The 15,316-nt window shown below is 68.7% G+C and carries 15 protein-coding genes and 2 pseudogenes; 10 read left to right on the top strand and 7 right to left on the bottom strand.

The window, feature by feature from the left end:
* Nucleotides 1-281: 281 nt before the first annotated feature.
* From ACFY04_RS42130 to ACFY04_RS42105, 6 genes and pseudogenes are all read left to right on the top strand, one after another.
* Nucleotides 282-560 carry a hypothetical protein gene (locus ACFY04_RS42130; RefSeq protein ID WP_389126222.1) on the top strand — a complete coding sequence of 93 codons (279 nt, stop codon included), beginning with the start codon at nucleotides 282-284 and terminating at the stop codon, nucleotides 558-560.
* A gap of 40 nt (nucleotides 561-600) precedes the next feature.
* Nucleotides 601-1,407 carry a hypothetical protein gene (locus ACFY04_RS42125; RefSeq protein ID WP_389126220.1) on the top strand — a complete coding sequence of 269 codons (807 nt, stop codon included), beginning with the start codon at nucleotides 601-603 and terminating at the stop codon, nucleotides 1,405-1,407.
* Nucleotides 1,404-4,049, top strand: a complete 2,646-nt coding sequence (locus tag ACFY04_RS42120; RefSeq protein WP_389126218.1) for a lanthionine synthetase LanC family protein — start codon at nucleotides 1,404-1,406, stop codon at nucleotides 4,047-4,049. The genes ACFY04_RS42125 and ACFY04_RS42120 overlap by 4 nt, the downstream gene beginning before the upstream one ends.
* Nucleotides 4,050-4,084: 35 nt before the next feature.
* Entirely contained in the window at nucleotides 4,085-5,875 is a 1,791-nt protein-coding gene (locus ACFY04_RS42115; protein WP_389126215.1) for a M36 family metallopeptidase, read from the top strand.
* A 319-nt stretch (nucleotides 5,876-6,194) separates the two neighbouring features.
* Nucleotides 6,195-6,314: pseudogene (locus tag ACFY04_RS42110) on the top strand (AraC family transcriptional regulator); the annotation flags it as partial.
* Nucleotides 6,314-6,979: a glyoxalase gene (locus ACFY04_RS42105; RefSeq protein ID WP_389126212.1), complete on the top strand. Its 666-nt coding sequence runs from the start codon at nucleotides 6,314-6,316 to the stop codon at nucleotides 6,977-6,979. The pseudogene ACFY04_RS42110 and the gene ACFY04_RS42105, both read left to right, overlap by 1 nt.
* 12 nt (nucleotides 6,980-6,991) lie before the next feature.
* Here ACFY04_RS42105 and ACFY04_RS42100 read toward each other — a convergent pair whose 3' ends face one another.
* Together ACFY04_RS42100 and ACFY04_RS42095 are read right to left on the bottom strand one after the other, a co-directional pair.
* Entirely contained in the window at nucleotides 6,992-7,186 is a 195-nt protein-coding gene (locus ACFY04_RS42100; RefSeq protein ID WP_389126210.1) for a hypothetical protein, read from the bottom strand.
* A 481-nt stretch (nucleotides 7,187-7,667) separates the two neighbouring features.
* Nucleotides 7,668-8,060, bottom strand: coding sequence for a hypothetical protein (locus tag ACFY04_RS42095; protein ID WP_389126207.1), 393 nt, complete (start codon nucleotides 8,058-8,060; stop codon nucleotides 7,668-7,670).
* 166 nt (nucleotides 8,061-8,226) lie between these two features.
* Here ACFY04_RS42095 and ACFY04_RS42090 point away from each other — a divergent pair, with 166 nt between their 5' ends.
* The gene (locus ACFY04_RS42090) at nucleotides 8,227-9,402 is read left to right on the top strand and encodes a sensor histidine kinase (RefSeq protein ID WP_389126204.1); all 1,176 of its coding nucleotides are present in this window, start codon (nucleotides 8,227-8,229) and stop codon (nucleotides 9,400-9,402) included.
* 102 nt (nucleotides 9,403-9,504) lie between these two features.
* On the top strand, nucleotides 9,505-10,161 hold the full coding sequence (locus tag ACFY04_RS42085) for a response regulator (protein WP_389126201.1): 657 nt from the start codon (nucleotides 9,505-9,507) through the stop codon (nucleotides 10,159-10,161).
* Nucleotides 10,162-10,239: 78 nt separating this feature from the next.
* Here ACFY04_RS42085 and ACFY04_RS42080 read toward each other — a convergent pair whose 3' ends face one another.
* From ACFY04_RS42080 to ACFY04_RS42065, 4 genes and pseudogenes are all read right to left on the bottom strand, one after another.
* On the bottom strand, nucleotides 10,240-10,755 hold the full coding sequence (locus tag ACFY04_RS42080; RefSeq protein ID WP_389126198.1) for a hypothetical protein: 516 nt from the start codon (nucleotides 10,753-10,755) through the stop codon (nucleotides 10,240-10,242).
* Nucleotides 10,756-10,859: 104 nt separating this feature from the next.
* Nucleotides 10,860-11,321, bottom strand: a complete 462-nt coding sequence (locus tag ACFY04_RS42075; protein WP_389126195.1) for a DUF5958 family protein — start codon at nucleotides 11,319-11,321, stop codon at nucleotides 10,860-10,862.
* Nucleotides 11,318-11,953, bottom strand: a complete 636-nt coding sequence (locus tag ACFY04_RS42070) for a DUF6000 family protein (RefSeq protein WP_389126192.1) — start codon at nucleotides 11,951-11,953, stop codon at nucleotides 11,318-11,320. The genes ACFY04_RS42075 and ACFY04_RS42070 overlap by 4 nt, the downstream gene beginning before the upstream one ends.
* Before the next feature lie 95 nt (nucleotides 11,954-12,048).
* Nucleotides 12,049-12,709 (bottom strand): annotated as a pseudogene (locus ACFY04_RS42065) (NAD-dependent DNA ligase LigA); the annotation flags it as partial.
* A 293-nt stretch (nucleotides 12,710-13,002) separates the two neighbouring features.
* On the opposite strand from ACFY04_RS42065, the gene ACFY04_RS42060 reads away from it, so the two are divergent.
* Nucleotides 13,003-13,344: a HopJ type III effector protein gene (locus ACFY04_RS42060; RefSeq protein ID WP_389126189.1), complete on the top strand. Its 342-nt coding sequence runs from the start codon at nucleotides 13,003-13,005 to the stop codon at nucleotides 13,342-13,344.
* A gap of 60 nt (nucleotides 13,345-13,404) precedes the next feature.
* Here ACFY04_RS42060 and ACFY04_RS42055 read toward each other — a convergent pair whose 3' ends face one another.
* Nucleotides 13,405-13,821, bottom strand: a complete 417-nt coding sequence (locus tag ACFY04_RS42055) for a hypothetical protein (RefSeq protein WP_389126186.1) — start codon at nucleotides 13,819-13,821, stop codon at nucleotides 13,405-13,407.
* Between the two features lie 838 nt (nucleotides 13,822-14,659).
* Here ACFY04_RS42055 and ACFY04_RS42050 point away from each other — a divergent pair.
* Complete coding sequence (locus ACFY04_RS42050) at nucleotides 14,660-14,872, top strand: hypothetical protein (protein ID WP_389126184.1); 213 nt, start codon at nucleotides 14,660-14,662, stop codon at nucleotides 14,870-14,872.
* Nucleotides 14,873-15,316: the final 444 nt, after the last annotated feature.

Genomic DNA, 15,316 nt, shown 5'->3' with positions numbered 1-15,316 from the left:
CCTGCTCGCCGGTGGTCTCTGGACCAGCCGCATTCCAGGGCCTGGTGTCAGCCATCGGCAAGCGGGCCTGTGGCTCCTGCCGACCCCCTCGCGCCGCAACCCGCTGCGGGTTGCACGATGACACACGCCTGCAGTTCCTCGCGCGCCAACTGCACCTCTGGGGCTGTCTCCGCGCTCGTCTGACGGCATCACCCATTTGCGTGGACGTGCCGACGAGTCGACGTGTTCGGCCTGCTGATACGTATGGGGGCCAGCGTCGTGCATCGTAGAAGGGGCCACCTGTGTCTACCAATCAACAGCAGGGCTTTTACGTCCAGGTCAAGGAAGCCACGATCATCCCGGATGAGGCGGCTGTACGCGAGTTCTGGTCGCAGTTCAACGCCGCGCTCACGACGGATGCCGATCTCAAGGCCCGATTCGAGGCCGAACCCGGTGTGGTCCTTTCAGAACGGGGTCTGGCGTTGGATGTTCAGCGGGAGCTCCTGCTGGCAGCCGGTGTCGCCGGGGCGAGCGGTGACTGCTACATCACCTGCGTCATCACCAACATTGTCCTTACCTAGGGCACCGACTCAGGCTGAGCGGCTGATCTACGGGGTTTGGATGCGGGAACACGTCGACGCGAGGACGTCCGGAGGCCACGTTGTGCTGGTGGGCGTTTGGGACCCGGTCTCTGACGCCCAGGCCGCGTTCTTCCGCGACACGGTGTCGGCTGCCGAGGGTAAGGGCTTGAGCGTCCTGGTGGTCACCTTGGACCCCGACCCTGTGGCCATCCTTCGGGGACCGCAAACCCGTCCCGCATTCCAGGACATCGAGTACCGGTTGTGGTTCCAAGCGCAGTGCGGTGTACAGAGCCGCTTGGTGATCGGCCTGAGCCGCTGGGAAGTCGAACAGGAAGGTGCTTCGCTCATTCTGAACGGACTTCGCCGCCACGTGAAGGTCGAAGAATTCCTGCTGGGGCAAGGCCAGTCACTCGGCCGAGGTGTTCGCGGCAGCGCTTCCACCATTCAGAAGTACTGCGATCGCCTCGGGATTCGTGTCGCTGCCACCGATCGGTATCGGTCTCCGGTTCGCATCAACGACGCCCGCGACCACCTGTGCAAGGGCGAACTGTCGTCGGCTCGCAAACTTCTGTCCCAGGACTTCTACTGTGCGAGGCCCGAGTCGGGTGAGCGGACCATGCCGTGGCCAGCCGGCACGTACACGGCGCTGCCCCTCGATGTGCCCATGCGGCAACATGCGCTTGAACGTGCAGCGGTTGAGCTGCCCTTGACGCCCTGCCCCGGAGGCAGCCGGCTGCGGTGGCCAGACGATTCGCCGCCCTGGTTGGCCTTCGTATCCGGCCCCGGTGATCGCTCTGGCGCACCCGACGGGCGGCGGACGAAAGGCATGCCATGGGCCGCGCCGTGACCGGTGAACGCCTCCACGCTCAGTACGCGGCTGCCCTCGATGCGTTCACGGATCAGCTGGCACGGGGTTGGCGCACGAGTGTACGACGCGACGGCGCGATCTCGTGGCGGGTGTGCGAGTTCGGATACGAGTTGCCTGGTCAGGGGTGGAAGCTGCACGTCTCCGCCTCACCGATCGATGCGCTCGACCTGCTCGAGGTCGTGCTCCCCGAGCTAGTGGAGTCCGGAACGACGTTCAAACTCCCTGCTGACCTGGATTCGATGGTTCGGATCAACGCCGGGCTCGCAGGGGCGTCCCAGGTGGGCAAGATCGTCACCCTCTATCCGCCCTCCAACGACACGCTTCCCGGGCTCATCGATCGTCTGGACACGCTGTGGCGTCCCGACCGCGCGCCCGCCGTGGCTTCCGATCTGCCGGTGGGATCAGGTGGCGCCTTGTTCATCCGGTACGGAGCATTCCAGGCAACCGGCATGGTCACCGACTCCGTAGGCGTCACGCACACGGCCCTTCGAGCCCCGGACGGAACGCTGCATCCGGATGTACGCGACACTCGGGGCCGGCAGCCGGACTGGGCTGTTCCCCCTGTGCCCGCCGCCCATCGGATCGGCACGGCCCAGGCGGGTGCCCCGATCGAGATCGACGGCACCACGTTCCTCCCGATGAAGGTTCTCACAGCGAATCTCCGCGGACATGTGGTGCTCGCGCTGAGACTCTCCGACCGCCGCCTGGTGATCATCCGGCACCGGGAGCGAGGAGTGGAAAGCGACGACTTCGGCAACGATGCGGTGACCCGGCTCGAGAACGAGAGGCAAGCACTGCTTCTCCTAAAGGACTCGCGCATCGCCCCCGAGGTTTTGGCTCATGATCTGCCGGGCGGGAAGCTCGTCGTGTCCGACGCGGGAGGAATCCAGCCGGAACAGCTACCCGTGCAGGATCGTCTCGAGCACCTGCCCGAACTCGCGGCGACCGTGGCCAAGCTGCATGCACGTGGCCTTGTGCACCGGGACCTGAAGCTGTCGAACGTGCGTATCGGACCGGAGGGTTTGCGCCTGGTCGACCTCGAACTTGCCGCGCCGATTGGGGCAGAACACCCAGTACCAGCCGGTACACAAGGATATGTACCCCCGGAAGGGTGGCACGCCGCCGTCGACCCGGCGTATGACGTCTACGGTCTCGGATCCTGTGTGACCCACGCGGTCATGGGGCATTGCCCAGGCCATCTCCCGCCGCAGAACAATGCCGGCCGCCAGATCGGCCTGCTGCGGCGACACGGGAGATTGACGGCCGCCTCGATCGTGAAGGCATGTCACGACCCTGATCCACCAAATAGACCCACCGCAGACCAAGTGGCGGAACAGCTGAGAACAGTCCTCCCCGCCATGCGGGCTGAGACCGTAGACGAGTCCGACATGTACCGCGGCGTATTTGACCGACGCTGGGCATACAGCGCGGCAATGAGCGCAGGGACGGCGACCCGGCAGTTCACGGTGGTCCGGGGCAGGACCCAGCACTGGCGCAACTCACACCTCCTTGCTGCATACGACTGCGAGGGCCTGAACCTGGGAGCTGCCGGGATCATCATCGCGCTGGCGACGCTTGACGCAGCGCTGGGTACCCTGCACTTCACCGATGACATCGCGCTCGCGGCAGAATGGCTCGCCGCACGGCCACCGCTGCCGGAGGCGCAAGGGTTCTTCACCGGCAACAGCGGTGTGTCGGTGGCACTGGCCGTGGCGGGAGAGCGGCTGGGCCGAGCCGATCTCATCACCTCTGCACGGCGACGCTTCGAGCATGCGGCCGACAGTCGCATCCCGGACTACGACCTGTTTTCGGGAGCGGCGGGCATCGTATGGGCAGGCAGTCTTCTCGACGCCGTTCTGGGCTCGTCTTGGGGACGCGGCCTCGCCGAACAGCAGGTGATGAGGGTCCGGGCCTCAGCCCGGCTGGTCGACGGATTGGTCGGTTGGCTTCCCAATCCGGAGTTCGATCCGTCCGGACGGGTATACGTCGGGGCCGCACACGGAACAGCAGGCGTGGCGATGGCCCTCGCGGTATGGGGAAGGTCCACCGGCTGCACGGCGACGACCGATCTCGCCTACGACGCCTTGAGCAGTATCCCCGATCACGGGCTGACAGCCGACAAGGCCAACATTCTGACGACAACGTCGGGCGGCAGCCATGCGGCGCATCACTGGTGCCACGGGGTGGCGGGCTACCTGTGGTGTCTCCTTCAGGCGTCCCCCGGTCCTCGGGTCGCGGACGACGCGGCTTGGCAGCTGGCGGCCGCGGCGTTCGACCGTGCCACGCCAGTCCTGGACAATCCCACAATGTGCCACGGCCTGGCCGGGGTGCTGGAGACGTGGCGCATGGTCGGGGCGCTGCCGGATCACTCCGGCCGGGCCCGTCACCGTATCGCTCAGGCCACTGACGCCTTGAGGCTGCTGCACCACGCGCAGGGCGGAGCCACCGTGTGGTCGTCCGAACACCCCTCCGTCGTCACCCCTGACCTGTGGGTGGGCTTCCTGGGCCCGGCCACCCAACTGGCCCTCGCCGGCGCAGGTTCGGCCCATGCGGTGCTCTCGCCGCAGTGGCTGCGGCGCTGCGCGACGCCCCCGCTGCCCGGAACCGGTTTCTCCAGGTGAACAAGCGGACCACCTAGGCAGTAAAGGGAGTCACCATGCCCGTCGAGGTCGATCTTCGCGACGCAGACGCCTATCTGACTTTCACGCTCCATCAGCAGGATCTGCCCCTGGGGGCACAGCCGAACACTGGCAGTCTCGTCGAGCGAGCACTCACGGTCGCCCACATCACGACCATGATTCTCGGCGCCGATCAGTCGAAATCGGTCATGTTCAGCCCCCTGCCGGCGCCGCCGCCCAACGGGGCGGGGGCAACAACGATTCACCTTGAGCAGCAGTGGCGCGGGCTGCCCGTCTTTCAGGCCGGCCAGTCGGTACGGTTCTCGTCGTCAGAGGAAGTGCAGGACACCCGGGCCCGGCTGGTGGGCCAGGCGAGCCCCCCTGAGGTGTCCGTAGAAGTCACGGCCGAGGCAGCAGTCCGCAACGCCACCCTGCACGTGTTGGCAACCGACGAGAATCACGCCGACGTGGGGGATCAGCCGGGACCGCCTCGGCCTGCCGCGCCCGCAGACGTGACATGGAACCTCCCGGAGGTCGTGGCACGTTTCACGCACATGGCCGGCCAGCCGACCGTTCTTGAGCAACAAGGGGTCGACGAGCCCGTCACGGCCAGCCTCACCTGGTTCCCCCTGGCGAAGGGCCTCCGGGTGGCATGGGACATCACGATCGCACTCTCCGAGATGGATGGCGCTTTCCGCGTCGTGGTCGACGGCCGTGACGGGGCCATCCTGTACTGCACGCAACTCGTGCCGGGCGCTCACTGCCAGGGAAGCGTCTACCAAGGCGATCCGAACACTCCGAGAACGGTCGTAACCTTTCCTCTCGAGTGGCAGGCCTACGGGCTAGGGACGCCTCCTGACCTGCCTCCGTCGCCCCCCGACTGGGTAGCTGACCACGACACTGCCGGTTATGCGTCGGTGGCACGGTCAGGCGCGAGCGGTCCGTCCATCTCCGGCGACAACGTCGATGGCGCTGTGATCTTCAACCCCGCGGATCCCCAGGGTGTCGATCAAATGGTCCTCAACGCGTTCTACGGCACGTGCCTCATGCATGACCTGACTTACCTGCTGGGGTTCCGCGAGCCGAACGGGAGCTACCAGGACGGCGTGGTGAGCGCCCTCGGACTGCCTTCCGGACCAGTGAAGGTGGAAGTCCACGCAGCGCCCATCTTGAACACCGCTCACTGGTGGAACCTGGGCAGTATCCCGATCATGCGCCTGGGCCCTGACCGGAACACCGGGCGGCATACCGCCCTTGACATGACCATCGTCATTCACGAGTACATGCACGGCGTGAGCAGCCGACTGGTCGGCGGCGGAGCGATCCGCAGCCCGCTACTGGAAGCTCAAAGCCGCGGCATGGGCGAAGGCTGGGGAGACTACGTCGCGTGCGCCGTGCTGGACACCTCGCTCATCGGGCAGTGGCTCACCAACGACGACCGAGGATTGCGGCCGTTCCCGTATGACGAAAACTTCCCCGCAGACAAGATCAGCTTCGCCACCCTGAGTACTCTGTCTACCTACGAGATCGGAAGCCTATGGTGCGCCGTCCTGTTGGAGATGAACCGTAGGATTGGGGCGAACCTCAGCCTCCAGTTGGTCATCGAGTCGATGAAGGGCTTGCCTGCCAATCCGAGCCTTCTGGACGGCCGGGACGAGCTCCTCCTCACACTCGACGATCTACGGGACAGTGGTGCCCTCCCTGTCGCAGCACACGCGTCGGCGAAGAAGGGGATCTGGGCGGCGTTCGCGGCATTCGGGATGGGCACTGGTGCCAGCTCACAGGGCCCATCCATCTTCGGAGCGGTCGCCGACGACTCCGTGCCGTAAGTTCGCTGCTGGCATGGGGCGGCAGTCGATGACGCAGGCGGAGCCGTTGAAGATGACCGAGCCAGGCGACGTCGTCTTCCGACATCCTGCACCGGCTGGAGCCGTTCCTCATCCAGGTGTGCGACATACGGATCCGAGAGTTCGGCACGGGCGGCAGCTCGCCCCACCCGCTTAGGCAGGCCAGCGGGCACGTACGTACGCAGGCCGGCCCCGGACGGCCTGCGTACCTCCTTGGCCCAAGGGCCGGGCCCGCCCCTCTGCCTGATCGGCGACTCCGGCACCGGCAAGTCCCACCTGCTGATTGCTCGGCACCGAGGCCGAGCTGGTCGGCATGCCGCCCGGGCCTTCCGGCGCCGGGCGGCCGGCGTGCATGGCGAAGCAAGTCTCAAGACCGGTCAGGAATCGAGAAGCCCCGGCCGCCGCGCAGCCTCTAGCGTGATGGTCATGGCAACCACCACTTCCACCGCAGCCAACACGTCCCTCGCGTCCGTCACCCTTGAGGTGGCCGACCCCGAGGCCGCCCGCCGCTTCTACAGCGCCTTCGGCGTGGACACGTACATACGCCTGCGGGCGTCCGAGGCGCACTCCACCGGATTCCGCGGCTTCACCCTGGCGCTCACGGTGGCCGGGCCGGCCACCGTCGACAGCTTCGTCGGCGCTGCCGTGGACGCCGGAGCCACGGTGCTGAAGCCCGCCGCGAAGTCGCTGTGGGGCTACAGCGGCGTCGTCCAGGCCCCGGACGGGACGATCTGGAAGATCGCGACCTCAGCGAAGAAGGACACCGGCCCTGCCACCCGCGACATCGACGAGGTCGTCCTGCTGATCGGCGTCGAGGACGTGAAGGCCACCAAGCAGCTCTACGTCGGCCGGGGCCTGACTGTGGCCAAGAGCTTCGGTGGCAAGTACGCCGAGTTCGCCGCCGGTCAGTACAGCCGCGTCAAGCTGGCGCTGTACAAGCGCCGTGCCCTGGCCAAGGACCTCGGCGTCCCCGCCGACGGCACCGGCTCGCACCGCATCGTCCTCGGCAGCACCGCCGACGCCTTCACCGACCCGGACGGGTTCGCCTGGGAGGCTGCCGCGTCGCCCGCCCCCACGCTGTCCTGACTCCGGGCCCTGTCATACCGATCGACCGGCGAACAGGCGCCGATGTGACAGCCGGACCCTGGCGCGGATGTCCGGACCGCTTCCGACGTCGAAGTACACCGGGGCCGGTTCGCTGCCCCCAACAAGTGCACCCGCCGCGCCCGCGTGCGCGTCCCCGAACTCCACCGTCCACCAGTCCCAGACCACCAGCGCGCCGCCTTCTCCCACGTCCCCACGATCCGTGAATAGGGCTGGCCGATCCAGCCGTTCGCTTCGGTTTCTCGCGATGCGGGGCAGGCTTTCGAGGGTGTGGTGGCACGCGGCCCCTGGCCACGGGCGTCTCGTCCCCAGTTCCGCCGGGGCGAAGAAGCCCAAGGCGCTGGACCTGGGCGCCGGTGTCGGCGCCCGGCAAGAATCCGGTCCGGCCGATCACTCGGCTTGACGCCTCACCCGTGTTGACGAATGGACTCAGCGAACGAGTGGGTGAGTCCGTCGCCCAGGATGCCGGCGCCCTCCTCACCGGCCCCGAACAACGCGGTCCGGGGAGGCCTGGCCCGGGAGGCGTTCTCACCCAGCCTGGTGTCCGGCCTGGCGGTGTCGTGCACACCCTGCTGCGGATGCACCCCGAGTTCGAACTGCCCAATCCTCTGCTGCTCGGCTGAAGCCCCGGTCCCGAGTCCAGGGCCCCTACTGCTGTCGCCGCCACGGGTCACTCCTCCTGCAGGTTGACGTTGCAGGAAACGGTGCCCTGGGAGTCCGGCTTGTCCTGACTCTCCCGGAGCTTGCCGTCGACGTAGATGCGGCAGGCGGTGCCGGGCTGCGCGTGGAGGACGGCGACGCCGTTGAAGCCGAAGCCGACGTTCTGCGAGGCCGTCCACGGCAACGGCTCGCCCGTGACTGTCGTCTGGTGGTTCTGCCCGGAGAAGTTGTAGCCGATATCGGCCTGTCCCGTCCCCGTCACCTCCAACTTCACGTCCCAGTTATTGCCGAAGAGGCCGCAACCGGTGAGCGTCGTGGCGGCGAGCAGCATCGCGCCGCTCGCCAGCAGCGCGGGACGGGCCACGCGGTGCAGGAGGGGGAAACGGGAAACAGCGGAATTCACGAGGGCTCCAGACGTTCTGTGTGTGCATACGCCGACCATTCTGGGCGGTCGCACCTGCCCCTCCCAGAGGTCGAAAGAACGCATTCGCACCGGAGGCCTCCACCGAAAGTACGCACCCCCCTTCCCACCATCGTCCCTCTGACCAGCGGCGTCTATCCTCTTCGCCATGCCGCCCCCGCTCCCGCTCCCATCCACACTCACTTCTCCCAAGCTCGCCGCCGGCCTCCTCGCCGCCCTCCTCACGGTGGTCGATGCAGGTGTGGTCAGCAGGACCAGGCTCGGACTCGTCATCCTGGCCTGTGAGGCACTCGCCTGCTGCACGGTGGCCGCCACCTCGCGTGCCCTTCGCACCGGCCGGCACTGGACGGCCTGCGCCCTGACCGCAGGCGCGTCCGTCCTCTCGCTGCTGGTGACCTCGATGGTGCAGGAGTCCGTACTGCAGCGGACCCCTGGCTGGGCCGAGCTGGCGGGACTGCTGCTTCTCGTGTGCGTGACCTGCCGCTACTCCCGCGGACTGCCGCTGGCGCTTTCCGCAGCCGTACTGTTCGCCGCGACGACGCGGCTCGGCGAGCGGGCACCCGGGCTCTCGGACGTGCCCTTGCTCAGCCCACTGGACGGGTTCTTCACCCTGCTGCCGACAGCCTTCGCCCTGCTGGGCGTCTATCTGCGCGCCGAGGACCGCCGTCGGCGCTCGACGGCCGAGCAGGTACGGCAGGCCGAACGACTGGAGCTGGCGCGCGACCTGCACGACCATGTCGCCCATCACGTCACGGCCATCATCGTGCAGGCCCAGGCAGGCGAACACATCGCTGAGCGTGATGCCGCAACCGCCCGGCGGCTGTTCTCCGACATCGAGCGCACCGGTCAGGACGGGCTCGTGGCCATGAGCCGTATGGTGCGGCTGCTGCGCGACCCCGACACCCACGAGCAAGCCGCGCCGACCACTCCGGCCCTGACCAGGGTCGGCGATCTGGTACGCCGTGCCGACACACCGGAACAGCACACCTGGCTGACCGTCTCCGAGGAGGTCGACAGCACCACCTGGTCTCCTCAACTGGCCAAGTCGGTCGAGAGACTGGTGCAGGAAGGGCTGACCAACGTCCGCAAGCACGCGCGTGGCGCCACCTCCGTGCACGTCCTGCTGGAGAGCGCAGGGGATCGCGTCGTCATACGCGTACGGGACAACGCGACCGGCGGCCAACGCGCGCGTCCCCGGTTCCGCCCCAGTGGCTTCGGTCTGATCGGGCTGACCGAACGGCTCACCGAACTGGGTGGCGAGCTCAACAGCGGCCCCATGCCCGAGGGCGGCTGGGAGCTGGCCGCCGCGGTACCCCTGAGATAGTCGGCGGCGGTCGCCGTTACCCACCCGCACACCACTGTGCAAACCTTGAGCCCCGGCAGCGAGGCATCGCCGGGACCCGACCGACCCGAGGAGCACCCACCCGTGACTGTCACCGTCGTGATCGCCGACGACCAGGAGATGGTACGGACGGGATTCCGGCTGATCCTGGAAAGCCACGAAGGCATATCCGTGGTCGGCGAGGCGTCCAACGGTGTCGAAGCCGTCGAGGCCGTGCGGCGGCTTGCCCCCGATGTATGCCTCATGGACATCCGGATGCCGGGTCTTGACGGCCTCGAGGCGACGAGACTGCTGCGGACCGGCCCTCATGCCGCGGCGGCCGGCACGAAGATCGTCATCGTCACGACGTTCGACCTGGACGAATACGCCTACCAGGCGCTGCGTGCCGGGGCCAACGGCTTCATCGTCAAGAACTCGGGCTCGCGAATGCTCGTGGAAGCGGTACACGCGGCGGCCCGGGGAGAGTCGCTCATCTCACCGTCCACCACGGTGCGGCTGCTGAGACACCTCAACAGGCTTCCGGCTCAGCGGAACACGGAGCAGCTCCAGCGCCTCACACCGCAGGAGCTGAAAGTCGCCACCCTGGTCGCACGCGGGCGCACCAACAACGAGATCGCCACCGAGCTGACCCTGGCGGTCAGCACGATCAAGAGTCACCTGAGCCGGATCCAGGAGAGGCTCCCGGCCCGCAACCGTGTGGAAATCGCGGCTTGGGCCTGGGAGCACGGCCTCGTCTCCTGAGCCCAGCGGACCCGTGTGCGGCCCGTCCCGCTGCTCCGTCGAGGCGCCCGAAGCCCGCGGCATGGCCGAGCCGGGCAACTATTCTCGACCCTTTCCGCGACTCCCTTTCCCTCCCTCGCCCTTCGGGACAGATTGTGACAGTGCGTCACCTTCGGGGGAGACGGAGCCTGCGAGATGCCGTCCAGGCCAGACGGGAGCCTTGGCGGAAGCGCATCTCCCCGGCGGCACGGCGGACCTCCTCGGGCTGCGCGTCGTCGCCTGCGAGGCGGCCTTCCTGGCTGCCGTCTTCTTCGCGGTGGCCGCCGTGCTGCTGGTCTTCCTTGCCGTCCTCTTCTTCTGGCCGGGGAGTTGGTGGACCGTGGCCAGCTCGCCGCGGGTGGCCTTCGCGTCCTGGACGGACTTCTCCAGCATCGCCATGAGGTCGACGACCTCCGCGGAGACAGGCTCAGCTGCTTCGGCGGCCGGGAGGCGCTCGCGGGTGACCTTGGCGGCGACGACCTGTTCCAGGGCGGCCCGGCACTCGTCGCATATCTGGGTCATGTCGAGCCCGGACAGGGGCTCGGCGAGGGCGACGGCCCCGCGACTACATGCCATCCGGTCCGTTCCAGTTCGACCGTCACCAATACGATGACGCCTTACGGGCCCTGAACACGGTGATCGGCTCCGCCACCGACGACACGCGCGCACGAGCGCTGCCGTCACACCGTCTTGCTGCAGATGGAGTCCAGGGGCCGAGAACAGCGGCACGGGGAGTCGCTATCACCCGCCGGCAACGGCAGCCTGTGCCACCAGTGACCGCATCCGCCGGAGCAGAAGCGTTCGCGGCGCCGTTCGTCCGCGACCGGGAGTACCGCGACCAGTAGCCGGAACGCCTTGCGGCGTTCGTCGACAGGGGTGAGGCCCGCGATCTTCCCCAGTTGCTCGTCGATCGGGCCGCGGGTGATCAGAACCGCGGGCGTGTGCGTCGGGCGCAGCCCGGCGCGGCGGATGCCTTCCGGTCCGTCTTCGGTGACGGCGCGGGCCTGCATGCAGTGATGGCGCAGGTACAGGAGCACCTCGGACTGCTCCTGCGGGTCGTGTGTGTCGAACCACTCGATGCCCTGTGGCATCGGGCGCAGGCCCTGGGCGAGTTCGTTGAGGATGATGTCCCGCTCGGTCATGGCTGCCGGCGCCCGTGAACCGGCGGGGCGAAGGTCTCAGCGGTCTCGTCGGCGAAAGCGCAGAGTCGCTGTATGCCCTGCCGGCAGTCGTGCGGGTCGAGGGCCGCCGCGACCCGGGATTCGAGCCACCGGTCCCAGGGGCCGCCCGGGGCAACGAACCGCGATGCGGAGTCGGAGCCAAGCGCCCCGTCGAGGTACAGGAGTGTCCCGAGGACGGTTGGCTGGTCGTAGTCGAGGTCGGGACGCGACAAGTAGTGATCAAGGTAGGCGCTGAGCAGTTCGGCATCCGCTGCAGTGCCGAACTTCGCGAGGGCGACGCAGTACGCCGCGCCCGCGTACGGACCCCCGCTGGCGAGCAGGAGCCGGCCGATGAGGTCGCGGAACTCGGTCCTGTGGGCCACAGCGACCAGCCAGGCGGCGGTCTTGCGCTCGCGCCAGCCACCCTCGAAGAGGATGCCGAGCTCCGCGGGAGTGATCTCGTAGGCAGCCTGCGCCAGATCCCGCACGAACGTGGAACGCTCAGCCGCGTTCAGCCGGTGGAGACTCCCGCCCAACCGAAGGTACCGCCGGTCAGGCCTGACGAACCGTCGAACCAGCTCCTGCAACTCGGGATCGCTCTGGAGATCACGCATATCCGCATCCTGGCCCGGGACGGTAGGCACGCGCCACAGGTTTGCCGACTGCCTCGACGGAAGGTAGTCCTGGTTCAGAGAAGTGACCAGTCCAACTCGATCCGGTAGGGGCGGTCCTTGGCCCGCAGCGTGCCGGCCGCTCCGCTGCGCGGGTGCGCGAAGGGCGTGGCCGCGTGGGCGAGCCGGATCCGGTTGGCCTCCTCGAACTGCGCGGTCGTCAGCAGCACCTCGCCGCGCAACTCGACGCCGATCGGCTCGGTGAGAACCGGCGGCAGACCGAGGACGGCGTCGGCGGCGCGGGTGATGTCCTCGCCGGCCAAGCCGTCGCCGCGGGCGAGGACCTGAACGAGCCGACCACACCGGTACCGGGCGGCCACCGCGAGGCCGTCGAGCTTCGGCTCCACACACCACGCGGCCACAGGGTGCCCGAGACGCCGTTCCAGCCCTGCGGCCCACTCGGCGAGTTCGTCAGCGTCGAAGACGTTGTCGAGGGAGAGCATCGGCACCGAGTGCGGCACGTCGCCCTGCACAGCCCCGCCCGCCACCTTCCCGGCCGGCGACTCGGCAAGCACCTCGTCCGGGTGAACCTCCTCGTAGGCCGCGATGGCGCTCAGCAGCCCGTCGTACTCGTCGTCACCGAGCGAGGCGGTCCCGTCGCCGTAGTACGCGGCCGACGCCGCCACGGCGGTCGTCACGGCCTCCACCGTAGACGGCAGGAGAGAGCAGGGCACTGGTTTCGGTCATGAAGGTCATCATCCTGCCCCGCACTGACAACGCCACCGCCCGGCCCCACCGTGCCACGGCACGCAACCGAGCCGCCCTGCGGCACAGGGTGGGAACGGCAACATCTGCTGATCAGCACAGCCCTAGCGGCCGATCGCCCCGGACCGAAACCGGCCCTCGGCGGGTCACACAGACGCGCATCGTGACCTGCGGAGATGGCGCTCGTTCCGACATGTGGCCCGATTCCTACCGGATGGCCTGAACGGGCTATTGTCCCCCGGTCACGGACGGCAATCGGCTCGTCTGTTCAACCCAGGGGAACCACCATGACTGATCTGAACTCGCTGCGGGCAAGCCTTGCGTCAGGTGAGCACGAGTTCGCCGACACCTTGGCCTTTATCACCGCGCATTACGAGTACCAGCCGCAGGCGTTCCGCAACGGGGAACTGGACAACGCCGCAGGTGAGAACGAGGGCTCCTGCAAGACGCTGGGACTGGCCCTGCTGGAAGCACTGAGCGACCAGGAAGCGCTGCTGGCGTTCGGCGAGCACTACCGCAGCGTGCTGGCAACGCCGAACGACACCGATCACAGCAACATCCGCAACCTCATGAACCATGGCCTGGCAGGGGTGCGCTTCGCCGGGCAACCGTTGACCCGCAAGAGCTGAACAGCAACGGCACCGGCAGCGGGGTGAGTCCGGCCTTCCCGGCGCGCCCCCGGGCTACGGCTAGCGCATACGACGAGCTGCTGGCGCGCTGCCAGCCTGCCCCGCGACGAAGCAGGCCGGCCACCGGGCGGTCAGGCCGGCGGCGCCGCGGGCTCGGGTCGCGGCCCGGCGCTGCAACGCCTCGAACGACAACCGGCCTGCCTCGGCGTCCCAGACGACCAGTTCGCCATCGAGGACCAGGCCGTGCGGCAACTGCGCCTCGGCCGCCGCCACCAGGTCCGGCCAACGCTCCTGGACCAGCGCCCCGCGGCGGGTCTGCACCAGCACCGTGCCGCCCGGGCCGGCCGCGGTGGACAGCAGTGCCCGGTGACCGTCCAGCTTCTGTTCGTACGCCACCCCCGCCCGCAGCGCCGCCGGGCCCGGCACGGCTTCCGCGGCCTGCGCCGGCATCGGCTCGACCGGCGGTCTGAGCGTCACGGGGGCCTCCCTCACAGCCCGCCCCTCTTCCAGGGTCCGCCAGACCACCCGGAGGCGGCCCTGCAGGCGGCCGCCGCGTCATCCATCCGAGGGGCGCAGCGGGGCCGTCAGAGGCACCCTGCGGGGCTTCTGCGGCACGGTGGCGGCATGCGGTCGCTGGCCCCCTGCCCCTGCTCCTTGCCGTGCTGCCCGCGGCCTCGGGATGCGTCACCGTCCACCCCGCCCCCACCCGGCCCGCCGAGGCCCCGCCCGCCGCCGTCCCGGAAGACCACAAGCACCCCGTGGGCCCTCGGCCCGCACGACCGGACACGGGGCCGGCGCCGCCCCTCTCCCCTCGGCCCTAGCCCGAGGCCGCGCCCCGACCGGCGCCGTTCCCGAGGCCGGCCGTGCGCCCGCGCCGGCCCGTCCCGCACCGCGGCCCGCGAGGCACCCGGCGAGACTCAGCCCGCCCGGCGGGCTCCCGACCGCAGGGCCGAACGCCCGGTCCGGCCGCGCAGGACGACCCCGCCCAGGCCCGCCGTACGCCCCGCCAGCAAGCCCAGGCCCAGGAAGGAGAAGCGGCCGACCCGTACGCCCGCACCTCATCGTCCGGTACGCGCCCCCGGGGCGGGGATCGCGGACATCACGGAGCTGTGCCGCGCCGCGCACGGCGTCACCAGCCCTGCCGTGGCCACGCTCTGCCCCGCAACAGAACCAGACCCAAAACCTAACGAAGCACTACTAGCCCCGACCCGCCGCGCGGGCCTCCTGCGCGTCGCCCATGCTGAGTAGGAGGGCGCCGTCGGCCCGAGGCTTGTCCTCAAAAGGGCCGAACGGGGGCGCCCGAGAGGAGGAAGTCATGCGTGTGCGAAGAATGCTGGGCCTCGCCCTGGCCGCAGCCACCCTTGCCGGCATGAGCGCCGTCGGCGCTGTCAGCGCTCAGGCCACCGTCGCGTCTCCGACCATCACCAGTGAAGAGTGCACGGCCGCGGGCGGACAGGTCACGTCGAACGCCTACAGGGAGGGCTACACCTGCACGTTGCCTGACGGGAGCAGGCAGCCGATCACTTGATGGCCTCGCGGCCCGAACACGACGCTCGCGAGCGAACCGGGGAACGTCCTCCGTGGTCACGTCCAGGCGCAGCCGCTATAAGCGGATCGGGTGGCGGTAGACGCCACCGTGATCGATGGCGCGGTCGGCGCTGACCTCGGCGACCAGGGCGGGGTGGACGAGGGGGGGTGTCGAGGACGTCGCGGATCCCCCACGTGGGAACGGGGCTCGACCCGACGGGTGGCCGCTCTCGTCTGTGTCTCCCAGCGGACCGTGCAGCGGTGGGTGACGCGCAAGGCCTGGCGAAACCGCTACGCCGACGACCGGCGCCTACGCGCCGTCGTCGACAGGGCGAACATTGCCTGATGCGGCACTAGTGTGATGCGCCAGAAATCCTGATGGTTATTTACTACGCTGTTGTCATGTCGCATTCGGGTCCTTCTGCTGTGGAGATCACGCTGTCCG

Source organism: Streptomyces sp. NPDC001549, from assembly GCF_042894025.1.
GTDB lineage: Bacteria > Actinomycetota > Actinomycetes > Streptomycetales > Streptomycetaceae > Streptomyces > Streptomyces kutzneri.
This window is presented reverse-complemented; position numbering and strand designations above follow the sequence as displayed.